A 21,483-nucleotide genomic window follows, 5' to 3' on the forward strand; every position below is an offset into this window, starting at 1 on the left:
CGCTGGCGGGCTTGCGGCCGCCAGGCATCCATTTTGCTGATTGAATTCCCCGAAAACCTGCCGGTATCTTCCCGGCGCGACGAGATCATGACAGCGGTGCGCGAGCACCAGGTCGTCATCGTCTGCGGCGAGACCGGCTCGGGCAAGACCACCCAATTGCCCAAGATTGCGCTGGCACTGGGCCGCGGCGCCATACATGCGCGCCCAGGCGAAAAACCGCGCCTGATCGGCCACACCCAGCCGCGCCGGATTGCCGCCAGCAGCGTGGCCAAGCGCATTGCCGAAGAGCTCAACACGGCGCTGGGCGAGGTGGTGGGCTACAAGGTGCGTTTCCAGGACCGGCTGCAGAAGGGTGCTTCCGTCAAGCTGATGACCGACGGCATCCTGCTGGCCGAGACGCAGAGCGACCCGCTGCTCAAGGCCTATGACACCCTCATCATCGACGAGGCGCATGAACGCAGCCTGAACATCGACTTCCTGCTCGGCTACCTCAAGGAAATCCTGCCGCGCCGGCCGGACCTGAAGGTCATCGTCACCTCGGCCACCATCGACGCCGACCGTTTTGCCCAGCACTTTGCCTCGCGCAAGGGGCCGGCGCCAGTGCTGATGGTGTCCGGACGCCTGTATCCGGTCGAGACGCGCTATCGCCCCTTCGAGGAAAGCAAGGATACCGACCTGAACACGGCCATAGCCGATGCGGTGGACGAGCTCTGGCGTTCCCCAGGAGATAGCGGCGACATCCTGGTGTTCCTGCCCGGCGAACGCGAAATCCGCGAAGCGGCCGACCATCTGCGCAAGCACCTGAGCCACAGCCCGGTGTTGCGCAACACCGAAGTGCTGCCGCTGTTTGCACGCCTGAGCCAAGCCGAGCAGGACCGCGTGTTCGACAGCCACGGCGGCCGCCGCATCGTGCTGGCCACCAACGTGGCCGAAACCTCGCTCACGGTGCCGGGCATCCGCTACGTGATTGACAGTGGCACGGCGCGCGTCAAGCGTTACAGCTACCGCAACAAGGTGGAGCAACTGCTGGTCGAATCCGTCAGCCAGGCCGCGGCCAACCAGCGTGCCGGTCGCTGCGGCCGTGTCGCCAACGGCATCTGCATCCGCCTGTATGACGAGAAGGATTTCAACAGCCGCCCGCGCTTTACCGATCCCGAAATCCTGCGCTCCTCACTGGCGGGCGTGATCCTGCGCATGCAATCGCTGCATCTGGGCGATGTGGAGCGCTTTCCCTTCCTGGAGGCGCCGCGCCCCAAGGCAATCGCCGATGGCTACCAGTTGCTGAAAGAGCTGGGTGCGGTCGATGCTGCCAACCAGCTGACCGACGTGGGGCGCGCACTGGCACGCCTGCCGCTGGATCCGCGCATCGGGCGCATCCTGCTGGAAGCCAATGCGCGCGGCGCGCTGGACGAAGCGCTGGTGATTGCCTCGGCGCTGAGCGTGCAGGACGTGCGCGACCGTCCGCTGGAACAGCAGACCCAAGCCGACCAGGCGCAGGCCAAGTTCGACGACGAGAAAAGCGAATTCGTCAGCACGCTCAAGCTGTGGCAATGGCTGCATGAGGCGCGGGGTGGTTCCCCTTCGCTGCCTTCAGCGCGTGCGCAACAATTGGCGCTGTCCCGCAAGGGCGCCTCGCAGGCGGTGCTGCCGGTGGCGCAACGCCTGGTGGCTGCCGGGCAGGTGACACAGGCACTGGAAGGCCAGGGCCATCGAGGCCAGACGGGCACACCGCAAGGCCCCACTGGCAAGCGGGAAACAGCGCAGGCCGGGCGTGTTCAGCCAGCCGGTGCCGCAAGTGCATCCGCAGCTGCGCCTACCCACAGGCTCAGCAACCGCCAGTACGAGTCCCTGCTGCGCCAGAATTTCATCAACGTGCGCCGCGTGCGCGAATGGCGCGACATCCACAGCCAGCTGCTGACAGTGGCCGGCGAACAGGGCTGGAAGCACAACGTGGCCCCCGCCAGCTATGCCCAGCTGCACCAGAGCATGCTGGCCGGCCTGCTGGGCAACGTGGGCTTCAAGAGCGAGGATGAAGACTGGTACCTGGGTGCGCGCGGCATCAAGTTCTGGCGCCATCCTGGTGCCCACCTGCGCAAGAAGCCGGGGCGCTGGATTGCCTGCGCGGAACTGGTCGAAACCACGCGCCTGTTCGGTCGCGGCATCGCCAACATCGAGCCGCAATGGCTGGAAGAGGTCGGCGCACATCTGCTGCGCAAACAGTTGCTGGACCCGCATTGGGAAAAGAAGGCCGGCAAGGTGGTGGCGCTGGAACGTGCCACGCTCTACGGCATCGTGGTCTACAACAACCGGCGCGTCGATTACGACCGTATTGATCCCGTTAGCGCGCGCGAGATCTTCATCCGCCAGGCGCTGGTCGGGGATGACTGGGAATCCTCCCTGCCGTTCCTGGCAGCCAACCGCAAGATGGTGCGACAGGTCGAGGAGCTGGAGCACAAGTCGCGTCGCCAGGACGTGCTGGTCGACGACGAGCTGATCTATGCCTTCTACGACGCGCAGATTCCGGCAGACGTCACCAACGCCCACCAGCTCGAAAAATGGTTCCGCAGCGCGAGCCGCGGCAACCCGAAGCTGCTGCAGATCAGCAAGGAAGAGCTGATGCGGCACGAGGCGGCCGGCATCACCACAGAGCTGTTTCCGCGCACCATTCGCCTGGGTGGCGTGGACTGCCGCGCCACCTATCTGCACGAGCCGGGCGATGCGCGCGACGGCGTGACGGTGGAATTGCCGCTGTTCGCCCTCAACCAGGTCAGTGAGGACCGCGCCGAATGGCTGGTGCCCGGCATGCTCAAGGACAAGATCCAGGCCCTGCTCAAGAGCCTGCCGCAGCGTCCGCGCAGCCGTTTCGTGCCGCTGCCGGAAAGTGCCACGCGGCTGGCCGCCCAACTGCAGGATGAGCCCGGCTTTGCCCACGGCAGCCTGCTGGATGCCTTGCTCAAGGCCGTGCGCGACCACACCAGCCTGGACGTGAAGCGCAACGATTTCAAGCTGGACATGCTGCCGGCACACCTGTTCATGAACCTGCGCGTGACGGACGAGCACGGCCGCCAGCTGGGCATGGGACGCAATCTCGGTGCGCTCAAGGCGGAGCTGGGCAGCCAGGCGCGCGGGGCTTTCCAGGCGCTGGCCGTGCTGCGGCAGGAATTGCGCAGCACGTCGGGTGGCACGAGCGAGACAGGTGATTCCGGCAAGCGCCCGCAGGCGCCGGATAAGGCGGACTCCCGCAAGGCGCCGCTGGAAACCGCAGCGGGGAAGGCATCCAGAGGGCAGGACTCAGGCGCTTCCATGGCCAGCAATCTGGCCGAAGACCAGCGCTACACCGCCTGGACCTTCGGCGAACTGCCCGAAATCATGGAAATGCGCCGCGGCCGCCAGACGCTGATCGGCTTTCCCGCCCTGATCGACCAGGGCAACGCCGTGAGCATCGAGGTATTCGACGAACCGGAAGTGGCAGCCGCACGTCACCGCAGCGGCCTGCGCCGGCTGTTTGCCCTGCAGGTCAGGGACGCACTCAAGTATCTGGAAAAGAACTTGCCGGATTTCCAGAAAATGGCCGCCGCCTATATGCCGCTGGGAACGGCAGAGGAACTGCGTCAGCAGATCCTGGACGTGGCCATGGATCGCGCCTTTCTCGCTGATCCGCTTCCCTCCGATTCCGAGGCGTTTGCCAGGCGCGTGGAAGAGGGCAGGAGCCGCCTCAGTCTGATCGCGCAGGAAGTGGCACGACAGACGGGCGTGGTGCTGGCCGAATTCGCCGTCGCCACGCGCAAGATCAAGGACACGAAGATCCAGCCCGATGCCGTGGCAGACGCCACGCAGCAGTTGCAGCGTCTGTGCAGCAAACGCTTCCTGGCAGAAACCCCCTGGTCGCAACTGCAGCACCTGCCGCGCTACCTCAAGGCCATCACCCTGCGACTGGACAAGCTGCGCACCGATCCTGCCCGCGATGCGCAGAAAATGGCCGAACACAAGCCGCTGGAGCAGCGCTACTGGCGCTTGCTGGCCGAGCGCAAGGGCCAGACGGATGCGCGCATGCAGGAGTTCCGCTGGCTGCTGGAGGAGTTGCGCGTCAGCTTCTTTGCGCAGGAACTGCGCACTCCCCAGCCTGTGAGCGTAAAACGACTGGAGAAGGCGTGGCAGCAACTCGTGTATTGAGTCAAGTCAAGACTTCGTTGTAAGACTGCACCGTGTAACAGCAAAGCTGACAATAAACTCACAAATCGGCGTTGTCTGACACACAATGGAACTGGTGTCCGTTAAAGTGGCACTGGTCGGCAGCGCTTGCCCAGCAGTTTGCGGAAAGTGCCTGACTCTGATTTTCCAATGAACCGAAGGAACAACTCATGAACGTTCAACGCTCTCTGCTCGTCCTGACCCTGGCTGCCGCTGCAGCCCTGACCGCTTGTGGCAAGAAGGAAGACACGGCTGCCGCCAGCCAGGCTGCCTCCGCTGCCGACATGGCCGCTTCTGCCGCTGACATGGCTGGCTCTGCGGCCGTGACCGCCGCTTCCGCTGCAGTTGACACCGCCGCCTCTGCAATGGATAGTGCCGCTTCCGCCGTCGATAACGCTGCGTCCGCTACGGCCGCTGCTGCCGCCTCCGCCGTGAACGCCGCTTCCGCTGCCGTGACCGGTGCTGCTGCAGGTGCCGCTGCCGGCCTCGACCTGGCCAAGGGCGAAGCCCTGTACAAGTCCACCTGCCAGGCCTGCCATGCTGCTGGCGTTGCCGGCGCTCCCAAGCTGGACGACAAGGCCGACTGGGCTCCCCGTATTGCCCAGGGCGAAGAAACACTGTTCAAGCACTCCATCGAGGGCTTCACCGGCCAGAAGGGCGTGATGCCTCCCAAGGGTGGCTCCACCGCTCCTGACGAGGACGTGAAAGCTGCCGTGATGTACATGGTCAGCCACGCCAAGTAATCACGCCATCCGCGTCGCACAAGGCCGCCCGCTCAGTCGGGGCGGCCTTTGTTTTTGGTGCCAACCATGCAACGATCCGTTGCCCGATTACATTCCGTTGCAGACAGCGTTGCCACATCCGGCGCAGTTCCATTACAGTCTGCCTTGTCGGGATGTCATGAAATTGTCAGCTTCCGACGACTCTGCGCTTGGACTCCCGCGCAGCCATTCATCCCATCGATTCGAGGACCATCATGAAATTCCAACGCACGCTGCTTGTTGCCTCCCTGGTTGCCGCCATGTCCGTGGTGGCTTGCGGAAAGAAGGAAGAAACTCCCAAGGATGAGCGCGCTGCCGCCCAGGCCAGCGCTGCGGTGGATCAGGCTGCTTCGGCTGCCGAGATGGCCGGCAAGGCCGCTGCCACGGCAGCCTCTGCCGCTGCGGAAAAGGCCGCTGCTGCTGCCGATCGTGCCAAGGCTGCGGTGCAGGACGCCACGGCCGAAGGCAAGGCTGCCGCCAAGCAGGCAACGGAAGAAGGCAAGGCAGCTGCCAATGCGGCCCTGGAGAAGGCCGAAGCCGCGGCCAAGCGTGCCCAGGACGCAGCCGCCAGCAAGTAAGCCTTACAGGCTGGCAAGGCGCTGCAGCGCCAGTGCCAGCGTTTCATCCCGCTTGGCAAAGCAGAAGCGGATGATTTTCTGCTCGAAGCCTTCGGCGTAGAAGGCCGAGAGCGGAATCGCGGCAACACCCACCTCCCGCGTCAGCCACTGGCAGAACTCGCCTTCTGGCAGGTCGCGCTCGGTCACGGCGAGGGCGTCATAGCGCACGCACTGGAAATAGGTGCCGGTGCAGGGCAGCAGTTGCAGGCGGGTGTGGCGCAGCCCTTCGGCAAACAGGTCGCGCTTGCGCTGGTAGAAGGCGGGCAGTTGCAGGTAGGGCTGCGGATCACGCATGTACTGTGCCAGCCCGTGCTGCATCGGCGTGTTGACGGTGAACACGTTGAACTGGTGGATCTTGCGAAACTCGGCCATCAGCGCCGGGGGCGCCGCCACATAGCCCACCTTCCAGCCCGTCACATGGAAGGTCTTGCCGAAGCTGCTCACGATCATGCTGCGTGCTGCCAGGGCCGGGTAGCGCGCCACGCTGCAGTGCGGAGCGCCATCGAACACCATGTGCTCGTACACCTCGTCGCTGATCACGATCACCTCGGTGCCGTCCAGCAGGTCCTGCAGCCGCAGCATGTCGGCCTCGCTCCACACCGTGCCGGAAGGGTTGTGCGGGGTGTTGATCATGATGGCGCGTGTGCGCGGCGTGATTGCCGCGGCAATGCGGTCGAAATCCGGGCGAAAGCTGCCGGGCCTGAGCGGCACACGCACCGGGATGCCGCCGGCCATGGCAATGCCGGGCAGGTAGCTGTCATAGCAGGGTTCCAGCACGATCACCTCGTCACCGGGCTGCACCACGGCGAGCAGGCAGGTCAGCAGTGCCTGCGTGGCGCCGGCCGTCACCGTGATGCCGGCATCGGCATCGTAGCGCTGCCCGTAGAGGAGGCTGATCTTGTCCGCTATGGCCTGACGCAACGCCGGCACGCCGGGCATGGGCGGATACTGGTTGTGCCCCGCCAGCATGGCCTGGTGCACCTCGTCGACCAGCGCCGGGTCGCACGGAAAATCCGGAAAACCCTGTCCGAGGTTGACCGCTTCATGCTGCTGGGCCAGCGCAGACATGACGGAGAAAATCGTGGTGCCTACCGCTGGCAGGCGCGAGGAAATGGCGGGGGTGTGCAGGGCGGCGCTCATGGAGTCTCCGGAACCGCGCCGGCGTGACGGCGGCGCGGGGGGCAGGTGGGGCGGGTGTGCTTACAGCTCGTAGTCGTCGAACTGGCCGGTCATGGCCTTCATCACTAGCTGGCGCGGCAGGCGGTCACTCAGGTACTCGGCAAACTCGTACACGTAGTTGCGCAGGTATACGCCGCGCTTGAAGGCCACGCGCGTGACGTTGCTGCCGAACAGATGCCCCAGCGGGCGGTACACCAGTCCCGGTTTGGGATCATGCGTCATCGCCATTTCGGCCACGATGCCGACGCCCAGTCCGTGCGTCACGTAAGTGCTGATCACATCCGAATCGATGGCTTCCAGCACCACTTCCGGCGTCAGGCGACGCTGCGCAAAGGCCTGGTCGATACGGGTGCGTCCGGTGAACGAGGGATGGTAGGTGATGAGCGGCTGCTGGGCCAGCATCTCCAGCGTGATGCGCTCTTCGTGCGCCAGCGGATGCGCTTCGGGCACGACCAGCACGTGCTGCCAGTTGTAGCAGGGCAGGGTGACCAGGTCCGCGTAGTCGGCCAGCGACTCGGTCGCAATGCCGATTTCGGCGGATTCTTCCTGCAGCATGCGCGCCACCTGCTCGGGCGTGCCCTGATGCAGGCTCACCTGGACCTTGGGATAGCGCTGGCGCAATTGGGCCACGCGCAGCGGCAGCACGTAGCGGGCCTGCGTATGGGTGGCGGCAATGCTCAGGCGCCCGCTGTCCTGCGTGCTGAACTGCTCGCCGATGCGCTTGAGGTTGGCCACTTCGCGCTGGATGATCTCGATGCTGGCCAGGATGTGCTGGCCGGGCTCCGTCACATGCTTCAGGCGCTTGCCGTGGCGCGCAAAGATATCCACGCCCAGTTCCTCCTCCAGCTCGATGATGGCCTTGGACACCCCGGGCTGCGAGGTGAACAGCGCCTTGGCGGTTTCCGTGAGGTTGAGATTGCGGCGGACCGCTTCCTGGACAAAGCGGAATTGATGGAGGTTCATGGTGCCCGATGAAGAAAAGGACCGGCTGCGGTCGTTATGGGCGATATTGTATAAGAGGAATGAGTCTTATGCTTTGCATGCATGTGGTATGGCCGCAATGCCTGTCATGCAAAAAGAAAAAGGGTTGCAACATTGCGCTGCAACCCTTTTCATGGATGGTCGGAGTAAAAGGATTCGAACCTTCGACCTTCTCGTCCCGAACGAGACGCGCTACCAGGCTGCGCCATACTCCGAAGACATCGATTATAGCCTCGGTTTTTGGTGATTTTCAAGGCCTGCGAAATTTTTCCGGGCAAATCTGCGACGGTACTAGCGCTTCAGCACCAGCCAGACAAATGCACCCAGCGAGATCAGCGTATAGATCACGCTGGGTATCGCTGCCGCCACCCACGGCACCCAGCCATTGAGGTTGCCGATGTAGCCGAACACGTTGTTGAGCAGGAAGAAGCTGATGCCGATCACCACGCCGCCAAATACCGCCGTGGTGATGTTGCCCGAGCGGAAATGCAGGTAGGCAAAGGGCAGGGCCAGGATCACCATTACCAGGCAACTCAGCGGGTAGAACACCTTGCGCCAGAACTGGATTTCGTAGTTCTGTGCCGACTGGTTGTTGCTCTTGAGGTGCGAAACGTACTGGTACAGCTCCAGTGCCGACATGCGGTCCGGTTCGAGCAGGGCCGACGCCACCATGCTCTGTGCGATTTCCGTCGTCATGTGCATGGTTGGCAACTGTTCGCGCTTGATGCGGTATTGCTCTTCGGCCGCTCCCGTCAGCACGGTGTGCTGCACATTCTGCAGATGCCAGCTGCCGTCCTTGCCGAAGGTGCCGGATTCGGCCTTGACGATATCGGACAAGGCACCATCGGCCCCGAAGTTGAACACGCGCACATTGCGCATCTCAGCCTGGGGTGTGAGTTGCTGCACGTTGACGATGCGGTCGCCTCCACCCGCGCTCTCCTTCATCCACGCACCGGTACGCCCGGACGTGAGGTTGCCTTCGAAACGGGCCTTGTAGTTCTGGGCGAACTTCTCTGTGCGCGGCGCGACGTAGTCGCCGACCAGAAAGGTGAGCACGCCAAAAATGGCGCCGATCCACAGCAGGCTGCGCAGGGCGCGTGCAGGGCTCAGGCCGCTGGTGCGCAGAATGGTGAATTCGGAGTTCTGCGCCAGGCTGGCCATCACGAAGATGGTGCCGATCAGCACGGCGATGGGCAGCAGTTCGTACACATGGCCGGGAATCAGCATGCCCACATAGGACAAGGCATTCACGATGGTGTACTGCAGCACCGGATTGCGGCTGGTGTACGAGATGTCGTTGACCGCATCAAAGAAGAAGAACAGCGCCAGAAAGCCGATTGTCACGAACAGAACGGCCAGATAGATCTGGCGGTGGATATAGCCTTGTGCCGTTTTCATGCTGCACTTCCCGTTTCACGCGTGCGGCGACGCTGCCACAGATGGCTGAAAGACCATTGCATGTGGCGCTTCCACAACCACAGCAGCGAGGCCACGAAGACACCACCATGCAGCACCAGCAGCATCATCGGCATGCCGATCTTGCCGGTGGCCACCCAGTTCTTGCCGAAGTTGAGCAGGTTGAAATAGGCGACGAAGAACAGCAGGGCCACGATCAGCCCGCCGCTGCGTCCCGAGCGCGGGTTGACGCGCGAGGACGCCAGCGCCAGCAGCATGAAGTTGATGCCCGCCAGCGCCATACCCAGGCGCCAGCCCAATTCGCCCTGGAAGCGTCCTTCCGGAATGCGGAAAAGGGCCGGAGTGGGGATGATGCGCGGCGAAATGCCGATCAGGGTGGTCGGGTCGTTGAGGTTGACGTCCTTCACCTCCACCGGCTTGCCCCCGATGCGGATGCCGTATTCCTGGAAACGGCTGATGGTCAGTGTCTGGTCATCGTGGATTTCGGTGCTTTGCCCGTTGTTGAGGACGGCAAAGCGCTCGTTGCCCACCATGCGGATATGCCCGTTGCTGGCCGACACCACCACTTCGCTCTTGGGCTGGCGGGCAAAGATGAACAGCTTGCTGGCCTTGTCCGGGGTGCCGCGCTCCTTCATGTCCTTGTTGTCGATGTAGAACACGCGGCTGCCGTCACGCGATTCCTGGAACTGGCCGGGGGCAATGCGCTCGAGGTCGCCGCGGCTCTGGTAGCGGTTGAGCAGCTCCTGCGACTTGGCATTGGCCCAAGGCCAGCCAAACACCGACAGCAGGGCAATCACCACGATGACCGGCGCTGAAAACTGCAGCACCGGCCGCAGGAAGCGGAACAGGCCCTGTCCGGCAGAAAACCAGACATCCATCTCGCTGTCCCGGTACATGCGTGACAGCGTGTAGACAATGCTGATGAACAGGCTGAGCGTGAGGATGGTCGGGAAATAGGCCAGTACGGTAAAGCCCAGCACCAGCGACACCTCGGACGGATCCACCGTACCCTTGTTGGCGAAGTTGAGCGTGCGGATCAGCATCATCGTGAGCACGATGATGAGCAGCACGAACAGCGTCGCGCCAAAGGTGCGGGTCAGTTCGCGGCGTATGGAAGAATCGAATAACATTAGTCCCGCGCTTGCAATCCAAGAACAAACCGACATTATCATGAATTTCCAACTCTCCCCCTCCGACCTGCTGGCTCCGAGCAAGGCTGTGCGCAGTGATGTCTTGCTCGTCCTGCTGCGTGATGGCTACGAAGTGCTGCCGGAGCGCATGGCCGGCCTGCCCGGTACCATTGCCCGCGCCATGCAGTGCGGCCACTGGAGCCCGGCTGCGGGCAAGCGCCTGTCGCTCTACCTGCCCGACGATGCCTTTGCCTCCCGCGTAATCCTGCTCGGGATCGGCCAGGGCAAGCCGCAGGACATCCGCGAGGCACTGTCCAAGGCGGTGAAGGAACTGGTCAGCGAGGACGTGCGTCTGGCCGTGTATTTCGCGCAGGACGCCACGATCGACCAGGTGCGTACTGCCATGCTCGCCGTGGGGGGCGCCGGCTATGTGTACAGCAACACCAAGCCTTCGGCCAAGGGCGGGCTGAAGAAGGTCGTTATCGGCGCGCCGAATGCCAATGACTGCCGTACGGGTTTCGAGGAAGGTCGTGCGCTGCTGGCCGGCATGGGCCTGGCGCGCGAATGGGCCAACCGTCCTGCCAACCATGCCACCCCCACGCTGCTGGGCAAGGTCGCCGAGGAGATTGCCCGTTCCGGCAACGAAGGCCATGGCGACGCACGTTTCAAATGCGAACTGCTGGACGAGGCCAAAGTGCGCAAGCTGGGCATGGGCGCTTTCCTGGCCGTGGCCAAGGGCTCCAGCGAGCCACTGCGCTTCATCGTGCTGCAGTACCACGGCGCTGACCGCAAGCAGGCGCCGCTCGCCTTTGTCGGCAAGGGCATCACCTTCGACAGCGGCGGCATTTCCATCAAGCCGGGCGCCGGCATGGACGAGATGAAGTTCGACATGTCGGGTGCTGCCAGCGTGCTGGGGCTGTTCGAGGCGCTGCGCCACCTGCGTCCGGCCATCAACGTGGTGGGCCTGATTCCCGCCTGCGAGAACATGCCCAGCGGCGAAGCCACCAAGCCGGGCGATGTAATCACCAGCATGAGCGGCCAGACCATCGAGGTGCTCAATACCGACGCCGAAGGGCGCCTGATCCTGTGCGATGCGCTGACCTATGCCGAACGCTTCAAACCGCTGGCGGTGGTGGATATCGCCACGCTGACCGGCAACTGCGTGATGGCGCTGGGCAACCTGCGCTCGGGCCTGTTCAGCCAGCACGATGAGCTGGCGCGCGCCATCGAGCAGGCGGCGGACGAGTCGGCCGACCTGTGCTGGCGCATGCCTATGGACGATGCCTATGGCAAGGGACTGAAATCCAATTTCGCGGATATGGCGAACATCGCAGGGCGTACCGCCGGGGCGATTTCTGCAGCCAAGTTCCTGGAACGCTATACCTCGGCCTATCCCTGGGCGCATCTGGACATTGCCGGCACGGCCTGGGACGAGGGCGCCGCCAAGGGGGCTACCGGCCGCCCGGTGCCCTTGCTGGTGCGGCTGGTGCTGAACCTGGCGAAGACGCCGGTGCAGTTTGCCCTGCCTGCACCCGAGGGGGACAAGGCGACAGCAAGGGATACCGGCAAGACGGGCAAACCGGCGGCCCGCAAGCCTGCAGCAGCCAAGGGCAAGGGCGCCGCAGCAGGCAAGCGCGGATGATTCAGGCCCTGGCATGACCGAAATCGCCTTCCATTTCAATATTCCCGACCGGGTTGCCTACCTCAGCCGCCTGCTGCGCAAGGCGGTGGGGCGTGCCGATTCCATCGTGGTGGTGGCCGAGCCGGCAACGCTGGACAAGCTCGACCGCAAACTGTGGGAGCTGTCCGCGACCGATTTCATCGGCCACTGGCGCGAAGGGCAGGAAGGAGGTGCGACGGCGGCTGCCATGCAGGAGTGTGCGCGCGTCTGGCTTACCGGCGACGTGGGCAGCTGCGCACGCCATGATGTGCTGGTCAGTCTGATGCCGCAGGTGCCGGCCGGGTTCGAGCAGTTCGCACGGCTGATCGAGGTGGTTTCGCAGGACGAGGCGGACCGTGCCCAGGCGCGCGAGCGCTGGCGCTATTACACCAGCCGTGGCTACCAGATCCAGCGGCATGATGTGCAGGTGAAGGGCTGAGAAAGCCGGGTTCTCGGTGTTTGCCCTAGAACGTGCAAATAGGACGAGTGAACGGTAACTGGCGCATTACAATTTTTTCGCTGTCGTTGAAGGATTTGCAAACAGGCAGACCAGGCGGCGGGAAAGCCCGGCTTTCGAAGACACACCTATATCTGGAGACAAACATCATGCACTATCAGTTGCGTTTCAGCGTTGCGGCCACCCTGGCTGCTGCCGCCTTGCTGGCATCCTGCGGCAAGAAGGAAGAGGCACCCGCCGCTCCGGCCAGCGGAGCCTCCGTATCTGCCGCACCTGCCGCTCCCGCGGCCGGTGGTGACGTGCAGGTGGTGAAGATCGCTTCCGTTGCGCCCATGTCCGGCAGCCAGGCACACTACGGCAAGGACAATGCCAACGGCGTGCTGATGGCCGTGGACGACATGAACCAGAAGGGCATGACCCTGGGCGGCAAGAAGATCCGTTTCGAAGCCGTGGTGGAAGATGACGCTGCCGATCCCAAGCAGGGCACGGCCGTGGCGCAGAAGCTGTGCGACTCCAAGGTGGCAGGCGTGGTTGGCCACCTCAACTCCGGCACCACCATTCCTGCCTCCAAGATCTACAACGACTGCGGCATTCCGATGGTGACGGGCGCCGCCACCAACCCTGCGCTGACCAAGCCCGGCTACAAGACCACCTTCCGCATCATCGCCAACGATGACGCCCTGGGTGCCGCACTGGCCAATGACGCCAAGAAGAACAACCTCAAGCGCGTGGCCGTGATCGACGACCGCACCGCCTATGGCCAGGGCATTGCCGAGGTGTTTGCCAAGGTGGCCAAGGCCAACGGCATCGAGATCGTGAGCACGCAGTTCACCACCGACAAGGCGACCGACTTCATGGCGATCCTGACTGCCACCAAGGCCGAGAAGCCGGACGGCATCTTCTATGGAGGCATGGACGCCCAGGCCGGCCCGATGCTGCGCCAGATGGAGCAGCTCGGCTTGACCACGCAGAAGTTCTTTGGTGGCGACGGCATTTGCACCATGGAACTGGCCAAGCTCTCCGGCGGCGCCAAGCCGCTCCAGAACGTGGTGTGCGCGGTTGGCGGCTCCTCCATCACCAAGATGCCCGGCGGTGAAGAATGGAAGAAGCGCTATGACGCGGCCTACCCTGGCCAGTACCAAGTCTACAGCCCCTACACCTATGACGCTGCCATGCTGATCATGGACGCCATGAAGCGCGCCGACTCCGCCGATCCGGCCGTGTACCTGCCCAAGCTGGCAGAGTCCAACTACAAGGGCGTATCTGCCACCATTACTTTCGAGCCCAGCGGCGAGATGAAGGATCCGGCAGCGACCCTGTTCCACTATCCCAAGGGCGTCAAGGAAGCTATCGAATAAGCAGACCCTGTTCGCAGGAGTGCGGGGCTTGCGGCAGGGCCGCAAGCCTTCGCCCGGATGCTGCTTTCTGAACAAGGCCGGATCATTGCCGATCTGGCCTTTTCGTTTTTTGGGCTGTCAGCCGGCCTTGCTGCGGGCAGCGGGGGCAGAGGCTGGTTGCGAGGCGGCGTCCATGGCGGCCGATGCCGGCTCGGAAGCGGGCTCTGCCGGCGGGGTGGGGACCTCGATCAGCTTGCAGCCGGAAGGCACCTCGGCGTTGCTGGCAATCACTTCCTGCAGCTCGACCACGCCGTCATACTCGACGGCGAAGCCATCTGTGGCCTGGCCCTTGCGGATCACGCGCAACTCGGCGTAGATGGGCTGGTAGGCCTCGTTGGCGCGGTTGGCCTTGTCGAGCGCCATTTCCTCCAGGGGTGCGAGCGCGCTTTCGCTGCCATCCAGCCAGAAGGTCTGGTTGGTGTTGCAGGGAGAGATGGTTTCCACTTCCGGTCCCCAGAAGTAGATGCCCTTGATCACTTCGGATGCGCTGGCCGGCAGCGATGCCGCCGAGGCCGGCAGCACCGCACTCGGGCCGACCAGGCTGGAAGACATGGAGGCCGGGGCGTGCGTTTCCGTCTTCTGGCAGCCGGCAACCAGGGAGAGGCCGGCAAGCAGCAGGGGCAGGGTCAGCAGGGATCGGTGCAAGGGCATGGACGACAGGCGTAAAGGCATGAGAAAGGGGGCTGATGACAGCCCCCCTGCATATTAACCTGCCGTCAAGCCGGCAGCCGGCCCGGCATCACTTTTTGGCGATCATGCCGTAGAGGAACAACAGCACGATGCCGCCCAGGATGGAGGCAATCCAGCCGGCGGCCTCGCCAGGACGGTACAGGCCGAGTGCGGAGCCGGCAAAGTTGGCCACGGCGGAGCCGGCAATGCCCAGCACGGTGGTCATCAGCAGGCCGAGCTTGTCGTCGCCGGGCTTGAGTGCGCGGGCCAGCAGGCCCACGATGAAGCCGACAACGATGATGGAGATGATTTGCATCATGGTGGGGATTCCCTTTGTTGAATGATGAACACTCCTACTGTAGCGCCTTTTTTTGTCGTTCAGATTAAAAATCGCTGAACAGCAGGAACCTTGTCACGCTGTGCCGGCCTCGTAGGCCGTTTCCACGGCTTCCAGTTCGGCGGACACCTCCAGCCAGTTCATTTCTGCTTCCTCCAGCGCGTCGGTGCACTGCTTGAGCTTGCGGCCGGCTTCGGCGATGGCTCCTGGGTCCAGCGGTTCGCACAGGCGGGCTTCGAGCGACGCTTTTTCCACGTTGAGCTTGTCCATCTGCTGCTCGAGCTGTTGCTGACGCTTGGCCAGCGGGCGGCGCTGCTCCAGATACTGCTGCCGCTGTGCGGCCTGCAGTTTGCGCTGTTCGGCGCCACTGAGGGCCGGCTTGTCGGTGGGGGCAGCAGCCTGTTTCGCTGCACCGGCGGCTTCGGCCAGGCTTTCGCGCTTCTGGCGGGCCATGTCGAGCAGGTAGCGCTGGTAGTCGTCCAGGTCGCCGTCGAACGGGGCGATGGTGCCGTGGCCGACCAGCCAGAAGTCGTCGCACACGGCGCGCAGCAGGGCACGGTCGTGGCTGACCAGCATCACGGTGCCTTCGAACTCGTTCAGCGCCATGGCCAGCGCCTCGCGCGTGGTCAGGTCGAGGTGGTTGGTCGGTTCGTCCAGCAGTAGCAGGTTGGGGCGCTGCCAGACGATCATGGCCAGCACCAGGCGGGCTTTTTCGCCGCCGCTCATGCTGCCGACGCGCTGCGACACCATGTCGCCGCTGAACTGGAAGCTGCCGAGGAAGTTGCGCAGATCCTGCTCGCGGCCGGCCTGGGCGGCAATGTCGGGGTGCGCCTTGGCCAGGCGGATCATGTGCCCGAGCGGGGTATCGTCGAGCTGCAGTACGTCCAGTTCCTGCTGGGCAAAGTAGCCCAGGCGCAGGCCCTTGCCTTCGGTGATCTGGCCAGCGAGCAGCGGCAGGGCATGCGCGATGGTCTTGACGAAGGTGGATTTGCCCTGGCCGTTGGCACCGAGCACGCCGATGCGCTGGCCGGCCAGCACGGAGCGGTCGACGTTGCGCAGGATGACGGTGTCGCTGGCGCTGATATCGGCCAACGCTTCGCCGGTCTGCAACTGGTGCTCGCGCAGGGTGTGGCTGGTGCTGAAGTCCTCCACATCGCCGGCCTGGGAGGCATCGGGTGCCACATAGTCGGCTCCGCGGTAGCCGAAGCTGGCATTGCGGATGGCGAGCATGGGGTTGGGCAGTTGCGGCGGCTCCTGGAATTCGAAAGTGAAGTCCGCACTGGTGAGCACAGGCGCCAGGCGCTCCATGCGCTCGAGCGCCTTGACGCGGCTTTGCGCCTGCTTGGCCTTGGTGGCCTTGGCCTTGAAGCGGTCGATGAATTTCTGCAGGTGGGCGATCTTTTCCTGCTGGCGCGAATAGGCTGCCTGTTGCAGGGTGATCTGCTGGGCGCGCATTTCCTCGAAAGCGGTGTAGTTGCCGCCGTAGCGGTTCAACTTGGCGTGTTCGATGTGCACGGTCACCTGGGTGACGGCATCGAGGAATTCGCGGTCGTGGCTGATGATGAGCAGGGTGCCGGGGTAGCGCTTGAGCCAGCCTTCCAGCCAGACCAGGGCGTCCAGGTCCAAGTGGTTGGTGGGTTCGTCGAGCAGAAGCAGATCGCTCGGGCACATCAGCGCGCGCGCCAGTTGCAGGCGCATGCGCCAGCCGCCGGAGAAGCTGTTGACGGGCTTGTCCAGCTCGTTCACCTGGAAGCCGAGCCCGAGGATCAGGGTCTGGGCACGCGAGGCGGCATCATGGGCGCCGGCGTCCTGCAGCAGTGTGTGGGCGTGGGCGATGGCCATGCCGTCGCCGCTGGCCTCGGCGGCGGCGAGGGCTTGTTGGGCTTCCTGCAGTCGCGTGTCGCCGCCCAACACGAAGGCGGTGGCGCTTTCGCTGGTTTCGGGCATGTTCTGCGCGACCTGGCCGAGGCGCCAGTGGGCCGGCACCACCACTTCGCCGCTGTCTTCGTGCACCGTGCCATTGAGCAGGCCGAACAGGCTGGACTTGCCGGCTCCGTTGCGACCGACCAGCGCCACGCGCTCGCCGGGGTTGAGGGTGACCGAAGCCTTGTCCAGCAGCACCTTGGTGCCGCGCTGCAGGGTGACATCCTGGATGACAATCATTCGGCTTGCTCCAGCAGGGCTTCGCGCGTGAGCAGCAGCACCTGGTCACCACCGGCGCTGGTTTCGAGCCAGAGCGGGTTCAGGTGCGGGAAGGCTGCTTCGAAATGGTCGCGCTCGTGGCCGATTTCCAGCACCAGCACGCCACGTTCGCTCAGGCGTGCAGGGGCGGCAGCCAGCAGCGGGCGGATGAAATCCATGCCGTCTTCGCCGCCGGCCAGGGCCAGATCGGGCTCGGCCTGGAATTCGGGCGGCAGCGCCGCCATGCTGTGCGCGTTGACGTAGGGCGGGTTGCACAGGATCAGGTCGTAGGGGCCGGTGCAGTTGGCCAGGCCGTCACTCTGAAGCAGGCGGATGCGTTGCTGCAGGCCGTGCTTTTCCACGTTGATGGCGGCCACGGCCAGCGCGTCGGTGGAGATATCGGCGGCCTCGACCACCACATCAGGCCACGCCAGGGCCGCCAGCACCGCCAGGCTGCCGTTGCCGGTACACAGGTCCAGCACATGACAGGTTTCGGGGTGCAGAAAAGCATCGATGCTGCCATCGGCCAGGGTCTCGGCGATCAGGCTGCGCGGGATGATGGCGCGTTCGTCCACGTAGAAGGCCACGCCTTGCAGCCAGGCTTCGCGCGTGAGGTAGGCAGCGGGCTGGCGCGTCTGGATGCGGCGGGTGACGAGCTGGTCGACCTGCTGCAGTTGCTCCTGCGTGGGAGTCGGCTGGGCCGGGTCGTCCAGGTCGGTGTCCAGCGGCAGGCCGAGTTGCCACAGCACCAGCCAGGCGGCTTCGTCAAAGGGCGTGGCCGTGCCGTGTCCCAGGGCCACGCCGGCGGCTTCGAGGCGTTCGGCCTGCTGGCGGACCAGCGCATGCAGGGGGGTGAGGGTATCAGTCATGGAGAGGCAGAAAATCTTCTGGCCGCCGGATGTGCGGCCGTGGCAATGGGAAGCGCAGTTGCAGCAGCAAGCCTTGTGCGATCGCGTTCATCCCGACAGCGTACACGCTTCTGGCCATGCCGCTGCGGCGAGCGCGCACGGTTTCACGCGTGTTCCGCTTTTGCCAGGTTGGTCAGAATGCGGCGATAGATGCCGGTCAGGGGGGCGATATCCGCCAGCGCCACATGCTCGTTGATCTTGTGGATGGTGGCATTCGGGGGGCCGAGCTCGATCACCTGCGGGCACAGTTGCGCGATGAAGCGGCCGTCGCTGGTGCCGCCGCTGGTGGACAGTTCGGTTTCGATGCCGGTTTCGTCGCGGATGGCCTGCTGCACGGCGTTGACCAGATCGCCCGGCTGGGTGAGGAAAGGTAAGCCGCTGATGGTCCAGTCGAGCGTGTATTCGAGTGCGTGTTTTTTCAGCACCGCTTCCAGGCGCTGCTGCAGGCTCTCGGGGGTGGACTCGGTGCAGAAGCGGAAATTGAAGTCGATCACGACCGAGCCGGGAATGACGTTGCTGGCGCCGGTGCCGCCGTGGATATTGCTGATCTGCCAGCTGGTGGGCGGGAAGAAGGCATTGCCCTGATCCCAGGTGATGCCGACCAGCTCAGCCAGCGCAGGGGCAGCGAGGTGAATCGGGTTCTTCGCCAACTGCGGATAGGCGATATGGCCCTGCACGCCGTGCACGGTGAGCTTGCCGCTCATGGAGCCGCGACGACCGTTCTTGATCATGTCGCCGGTGCATTCCACCGAAGTGGGCTCGCCCACCACGCAGTAGTCCAGGCGCGTGCCGCGCACGCGCAGCACCTTGCAGACGGCAACTGTGCCATCGGTGGCCGGGCCTTCCTCATCGCTGGTGAGCAGGAAGGCGATGTTGAGAGAGGTGTCCGGCTCGGCAGCCAGATAGTCGCGCACGGCCATCACCATGGCGGCGAGCGAGGTCTTCATGTCGCTGGCGCCGCGGCCGTAGAGCTTGCCGTCGCGGTGCGTGGGCAGGAAGGGCGGGCTGGTCCACTCGGCTTCGGGGCCGGTGGGGACCACGTCGGTATGCCCTGCGAAAACCAGCGTCTTGCCGGCTTCACCCCGGCTGCCCAGGCGCAGCGCCCACAGGTTGCTGACACGGAAGTGGTCCGGGCCGCTGTCGATGCGCTCGCACTGAAAACCCAGGGGTTCGAGATGGCTGGCGATCAGCGGCAGGCAGCCGGCATCGTCCGGCGTGACGGAGGGCAGGGCGATCAGTTGTTCGGCAAGAAGAAGGGTGTCGGACACGGTGAAAATTCCGGGATCTTGAAGACAGAAAGGCACCGCGCAGGCGGTGCCGGGCAAACGCAGCCAGATGGCAGTGTAGCTGCCATCCGCGCATCCATCAGTCGCGCAGCAGGTCGTTCAGGCTGGTCTTGGCACGGGTCTGTGCATCGACGCGCTTGACGATGATGGCCGCGTACAGGCTGTAGCGGCCATTGTCCTTGGGCAGGCTGCCGCTGATCACGACGGAGCCGGCCGGCACGCGGCCATAGCTGATTTCGCCCGTGGCGCGGTCGTAGATCGGCGTGCTCTGGCCGATGTACACGCCCATGCTGATCACGGAGTTCTCTTCCACGATTACGCCCTCGACGATCTCCGAGCGGGCGCCAATGAAGCAGTTGTCCTCGATGATGGTCGGACCCGCCTGCAGCGGCTCAAGCACACCACCCAGACCCACGCCGCCGCTCAGGTGCACATGCTTGCCGACCTGGGCGCAACTGCCCACGGTGGCCCAGGTGTCGACCATGGAGCCTTCATCCACGTAGGCGCCGATGTTGACATAGGACGGCATCAGGATGGCGCCCTTGGCGATATAGCTGCCGCGGCGCGCCATGGCCGGCGGTACCACGCGCACGCCTGCAGCCTGCAGTTCGTTGGCGTTCATGTTGCCGAACTTGGTGGGCACCTTGTCGTAAAAGGTCAGATCGCCGGCTTTCATCACCTCGTTGTCGCGCAGGCGGAAACTCAGCAGCACGGCCTTCTTGATCCACTGGTGCACCGTCCACTGGCCCACCGCCTCGCGCGTGGCCACGCGCAGGGTACCGGCATCCAGCTCGGCCAGCACATGTTCCACCGCATCGACGATTTCCTTCGGAGCGCTGGAGGGAGAAATTTCGGCGCGATGGTCCCAGGCGTTTTCGATGATGGTCTGCAGTTGGATGGTGCTCATGGCGAGTCCTTGTTATGGGTGAGGAGACAACGAAAAAATCAGGCCGCAGGAGGCGGCCGGAAAAGGAGAGTCAGGAAGAAAGGGACTGGACGAAGTTGCGGATGCGCTGGGCGGCTTCCATGCACTGTGCGGTCTCGGCCACCAGGGCCATGCGGATGCGGCCGGCGCCGGGGTTGTGGCCATGCGCCTCGCGGGCGAGGAAGCTGCCGGGCAGCACCGTCACGTTGACCTGTTGCAGCAGCTGGCGGGCAAACTCGGTATCCGAGCCATCGCAGGTCTTGCCGACATGGGCCCAGAGGTAGAAGCCGGCATCGGGCAGTGCCACGTCCAGCACGTCGGCCAGCACGGGCGTGACCTGCGCGAACTTGTCGCGGTACATGCGGCGGTTGTCCTCCACATGGGCCTCGTCGCCCCAGGCGAGGGCGCTGGCCTTTTGCACCACCGGATTCATGGCGCTGCCATGGTAGGTGCGGTACAGCAGGAAGGACTTGACCAACGCGGCGTCGCCTGCGACAAAGCCGCTGCGCAGCCCCGGCACATTGCTGCGCTTGGACAGACTGGTGAACATCAGCAGGTTGCGGAAATCATGGCGCCCCAGCTTCTGCGCGGCTTCCAGGCCGCCGAGCGGAGCCTCGTCGCGGAACCAGATCTCGCTGTAGCACTCGTCCGAGGCAATCACGAAACCGTAGCGGTCGGACAGGGCGAACAGCTTCTGCCATTCGTCCAGCGGCATCACGGCGCCGGTGGGGTTGCCCGGCGAGCAGACATAGATCAGGCGCGTGCGTTGCCAGATATCTTCCGGCACGCTGTCCCAGTCCACTGCAAAGTTGCGCTCCGGCACGCTGGGGGCATACCAGGGCGTGGCGCCGGCGAGCAGGGCGGCGCCTTCGTAGATCTGGTAGAACGGATTGGGGCACAGCACGATGGCGTTGCCGGTGGGGTCGATCACCGTTTGCGCGATGGCAAACAGTGCCTCGCGCGAGCCGTTCACGCTCAACACCTGCGTGGCGGGATCGACCGTCACGCCGTAGCGGCGCTGCATCCAGTCGGCACAGGCCTGGCGCAGGCCCGGTTCACCCACGGTGGCCGGGTAGCCGGCCAGGCCAGGCTGGCCCATGGTGGCATCGCAGAGTGCCTGCTGGATGAAGGGCGGCGTGGGATGTTTGGGTTCACCGATGCCCAGGCTGATGGGGGCGTAGTCCGGGTTGGGCGTGATGTCGGCAAACAGCTGGCGTAGCCGCTCGAAGGGGTAGGGTTGCAGCAGGGACAGGCGGGGATTCATGGATGACGCTGGCACGCAAACACCCTGCGGCCCGCAACAGGCAGCAGGTATGATGCGTTCTTTGATGATTCAACTATTGTAAGAGGCCGAAGCGTGGTACGGATTGCGTAATTACGAACGTAAT

The 21,483-nt window shown here is 64.3% G+C and carries 17 protein-coding genes and 1 tRNA gene; 6 read left to right on the top strand and 12 right to left on the bottom strand.

What is annotated here, in order from left to right; genetic code table 11:
• Window positions 1-33 precede the first annotated feature (33 nt).
• The 3 genes from hrpA (at window position 34) to ACX36O_RS06080 (ending at window position 5,530) form a co-directional block, all read left to right on the top strand.
• Window positions 34-4,173, top strand: a complete 4,140-nt coding sequence (hrpA, locus tag ACX36O_RS06070) for an ATP-dependent RNA helicase HrpA (protein ID WP_371686394.1) — start codon at window positions 34-36, stop codon at window positions 4,171-4,173.
• A gap of 188 nt (window positions 4,174-4,361) precedes the next feature.
• Window positions 4,362-4,934 carry a c-type cytochrome gene (locus ACX36O_RS06075; protein WP_250130996.1) on the top strand — a complete coding sequence of 191 codons (573 nt, stop codon included), beginning with the start codon at window positions 4,362-4,364 and terminating at the stop codon, window positions 4,932-4,934.
• Between the two features lie 233 nt (window positions 4,935-5,167).
• Window positions 5,168-5,530, top strand: a complete 363-nt coding sequence (locus ACX36O_RS06080) for a hypothetical protein (protein WP_371686395.1) — start codon at window positions 5,168-5,170, stop codon at window positions 5,528-5,530.
• Window positions 5,531-5,533: 3 nt separating this feature from the next.
• Here the strand turns inward: ACX36O_RS06080 and ACX36O_RS06085 are convergent, their stop codons facing one another.
• The 5 genes from ACX36O_RS06085 to lptF form a co-directional block, all read right to left on the bottom strand.
• Entirely contained in the window at window positions 5,534-6,709 is a 1,176-nt protein-coding gene (locus ACX36O_RS06085; RefSeq protein ID WP_213360504.1) for a pyridoxal phosphate-dependent aminotransferase, read from the bottom strand.
• A gap of 60 nt (window positions 6,710-6,769) precedes the next feature.
• Window positions 6,770-7,711, bottom strand: a complete 942-nt coding sequence (locus ACX36O_RS06090) for a CysB family HTH-type transcriptional regulator (protein ID WP_213360505.1) — start codon at window positions 7,709-7,711, stop codon at window positions 6,770-6,772.
• Window positions 7,712-7,867: 156 nt separating this feature from the next.
• Window positions 7,868-7,944: transfer RNA gene (locus ACX36O_RS06095), tRNA-Pro, on the bottom strand.
• Window positions 7,945-8,020: 76 nt separating this feature from the next.
• Window positions 8,021-9,127 carry an LPS export ABC transporter permease LptG gene (lptG, locus tag ACX36O_RS06100; protein WP_213360507.1) on the bottom strand — a complete coding sequence of 369 codons (1,107 nt, stop codon included), beginning with the start codon at window positions 9,125-9,127 and terminating at the stop codon, window positions 8,021-8,023.
• Complete coding sequence (lptF, locus tag ACX36O_RS06105) at window positions 9,124-10,275, bottom strand: LPS export ABC transporter permease LptF (RefSeq protein ID WP_213360509.1); 1,152 nt, start codon at window positions 10,273-10,275, stop codon at window positions 9,124-9,126. Before lptF ends, lptG begins: the two co-directional genes overlap by 4 nt.
• A gap of 40 nt (window positions 10,276-10,315) precedes the next feature.
• Here lptF and ACX36O_RS06110 point away from each other — a divergent pair, with 40 nt between their 5' ends.
• The 3 genes from ACX36O_RS06110 (at window position 10,316) to ACX36O_RS06120 (ending at window position 13,750) form a co-directional block, all read left to right on the top strand.
• Window positions 10,316-11,917, top strand: a complete 1,602-nt coding sequence (locus ACX36O_RS06110; RefSeq protein ID WP_371686396.1) for a leucyl aminopeptidase — start codon at window positions 10,316-10,318, stop codon at window positions 11,915-11,917.
• A gap of 13 nt (window positions 11,918-11,930) precedes the next feature.
• A complete protein-coding gene (locus tag ACX36O_RS06115; protein ID WP_213360512.1) occupies window positions 11,931-12,374 on the top strand; it encodes a DNA polymerase III subunit chi in 444 nt (147 codons plus the stop codon).
• 167 nt (window positions 12,375-12,541) lie between these two features.
• Complete coding sequence (locus ACX36O_RS06120; protein WP_213360513.1) at window positions 12,542-13,750, top strand: branched-chain amino acid ABC transporter substrate-binding protein; 1,209 nt, start codon at window positions 12,542-12,544, stop codon at window positions 13,748-13,750.
• A 117-nt stretch (window positions 13,751-13,867) separates the two neighbouring features.
• On the opposite strand, the gene ACX36O_RS06125 is transcribed toward ACX36O_RS06120, so the two are convergent.
• The 7 genes from ACX36O_RS06125 to dapC all read right to left on the bottom strand — a co-directional run bounded on the left by ACX36O_RS06125 (window position 13,868) and on the right by dapC (window position 21,359).
• Entirely contained in the window at window positions 13,868-14,440 is a 573-nt protein-coding gene (locus ACX36O_RS06125) for a hypothetical protein (RefSeq protein ID WP_371686397.1), read from the bottom strand.
• Window positions 14,441-14,528: 88 nt separating this feature from the next.
• Window positions 14,529-14,777, bottom strand: coding sequence for a GlsB/YeaQ/YmgE family stress response membrane protein (locus ACX36O_RS06130; RefSeq protein ID WP_250130997.1), 249 nt, complete (start codon window positions 14,775-14,777; stop codon window positions 14,529-14,531).
• Between the two features lie 93 nt (window positions 14,778-14,870).
• Window positions 14,871-16,958: a ribosomal protection-like ABC-F family protein gene (gene abc-f / locus ACX36O_RS06135; RefSeq protein ID WP_488360203.1), complete on the bottom strand. Its 2,088-nt coding sequence runs from the start codon at window positions 16,956-16,958 to the stop codon at window positions 14,871-14,873.
• A complete protein-coding gene (gene prmB / locus ACX36O_RS06140) occupies window positions 16,955-17,845 on the bottom strand; it encodes a 50S ribosomal protein L3 N(5)-glutamine methyltransferase (protein WP_488360204.1) in 891 nt (296 codons plus the stop codon). The genes abc-f and prmB overlap by 4 nt, the downstream gene beginning before the upstream one ends.
• 143 nt (window positions 17,846-17,988) lie before the next feature.
• Entirely contained in the window at window positions 17,989-19,152 is a 1,164-nt protein-coding gene (gene dapE / locus ACX36O_RS06145) for a succinyl-diaminopimelate desuccinylase (protein ID WP_488360205.1), read from the bottom strand.
• Window positions 19,153-19,249: 97 nt separating this feature from the next.
• On the bottom strand, window positions 19,250-20,077 hold the full coding sequence (dapD, locus tag ACX36O_RS06150) for a 2,3,4,5-tetrahydropyridine-2,6-dicarboxylate N-succinyltransferase (protein ID WP_371686398.1): 828 nt from the start codon (window positions 20,075-20,077) through the stop codon (window positions 19,250-19,252).
• Between the two features lie 70 nt (window positions 20,078-20,147).
• Window positions 20,148-21,359: a succinyldiaminopimelate transaminase gene (dapC, locus tag ACX36O_RS06155; protein WP_213360523.1), complete on the bottom strand. Its 1,212-nt coding sequence runs from the start codon at window positions 21,357-21,359 to the stop codon at window positions 20,148-20,150.
• Between the last annotated feature and the right edge of the window lie 124 nt (window positions 21,360-21,483).

Source organism: Brachymonas sp. KE5, from assembly GCF_057773645.1.

What these genes read in the sequence shown, in the direction of transcription:
- ACX36O_RS06125 (WP_371686397.1), bottom strand. Translation starts at nt 14,440, where the DNA reads ATGCCCTTGCACCGATCCCTGCTGACCCTGCCCCTGCTGCTTGCCGGC.
- ACX36O_RS06120 (WP_213360513.1), top strand. Translation starts at nt 12,542, where the DNA reads ATGCACTATCAGTTGCGTTTCAGCGTTGCGGCCACCCTGGCTGCTGCC.
- lptG (WP_213360507.1), bottom strand. Translation starts at nt 9,127, where the DNA reads ATGAAAACGGCACAAGGCTATATCCACCGCCAGATCTATCTGGCCGTT.
- lptF (WP_213360509.1), bottom strand. Translation starts at nt 10,275, where the DNA reads ATGTTATTCGATTCTTCCATACGCCGCGAACTGACCCGCACCTTTGGC.
- abc-f (WP_488360203.1), bottom strand. Translation starts at nt 16,958, where the DNA reads ATGATTGTCATCCAGGATGTCACCCTGCAGCGCGGCACCAAGGTGCTG.
- ACX36O_RS06130 (WP_250130997.1), bottom strand. Translation starts at nt 14,777, where the DNA reads ATGATGCAAATCATCTCCATCATCGTTGTCGGCTTCATCGTGGGCCTG.
- dapD (WP_371686398.1), bottom strand. Translation starts at nt 20,077, where the DNA reads ATGAGCACCATCCAACTGCAGACCATCATCGAAAACGCCTGGGACCAT.
- ACX36O_RS06085 (WP_213360504.1), bottom strand. Translation starts at nt 6,709, where the DNA reads ATGAGCGCCGCCCTGCACACCCCCGCCATTTCCTCGCGCCTGCCAGCG.
- dapC (WP_213360523.1), bottom strand. Translation starts at nt 21,359, where the DNA reads ATGAATCCCCGCCTGTCCCTGCTGCAACCCTACCCCTTCGAGCGGCTA.
- ACX36O_RS06110 (WP_371686396.1), top strand. Translation starts at nt 10,316, where the DNA reads ATGAATTTCCAACTCTCCCCCTCCGACCTGCTGGCTCCGAGCAAGGCT.
- ACX36O_RS06090 (WP_213360505.1), bottom strand. Translation starts at nt 7,711, where the DNA reads ATGAACCTCCATCAATTCCGCTTTGTCCAGGAAGCGGTCCGCCGCAAT.
- ACX36O_RS06080 (WP_371686395.1), top strand. Translation starts at nt 5,168, where the DNA reads ATGAAATTCCAACGCACGCTGCTTGTTGCCTCCCTGGTTGCCGCCATG.
- ACX36O_RS06075 (WP_250130996.1), top strand. Translation starts at nt 4,362, where the DNA reads ATGAACGTTCAACGCTCTCTGCTCGTCCTGACCCTGGCTGCCGCTGCA.
- ACX36O_RS06115 (WP_213360512.1), top strand. Translation starts at nt 11,931, where the DNA reads ATGACCGAAATCGCCTTCCATTTCAATATTCCCGACCGGGTTGCCTAC.
- prmB (WP_488360204.1), bottom strand. Translation starts at nt 17,845, where the DNA reads ATGACTGATACCCTCACCCCCCTGCATGCGCTGGTCCGCCAGCAGGCC.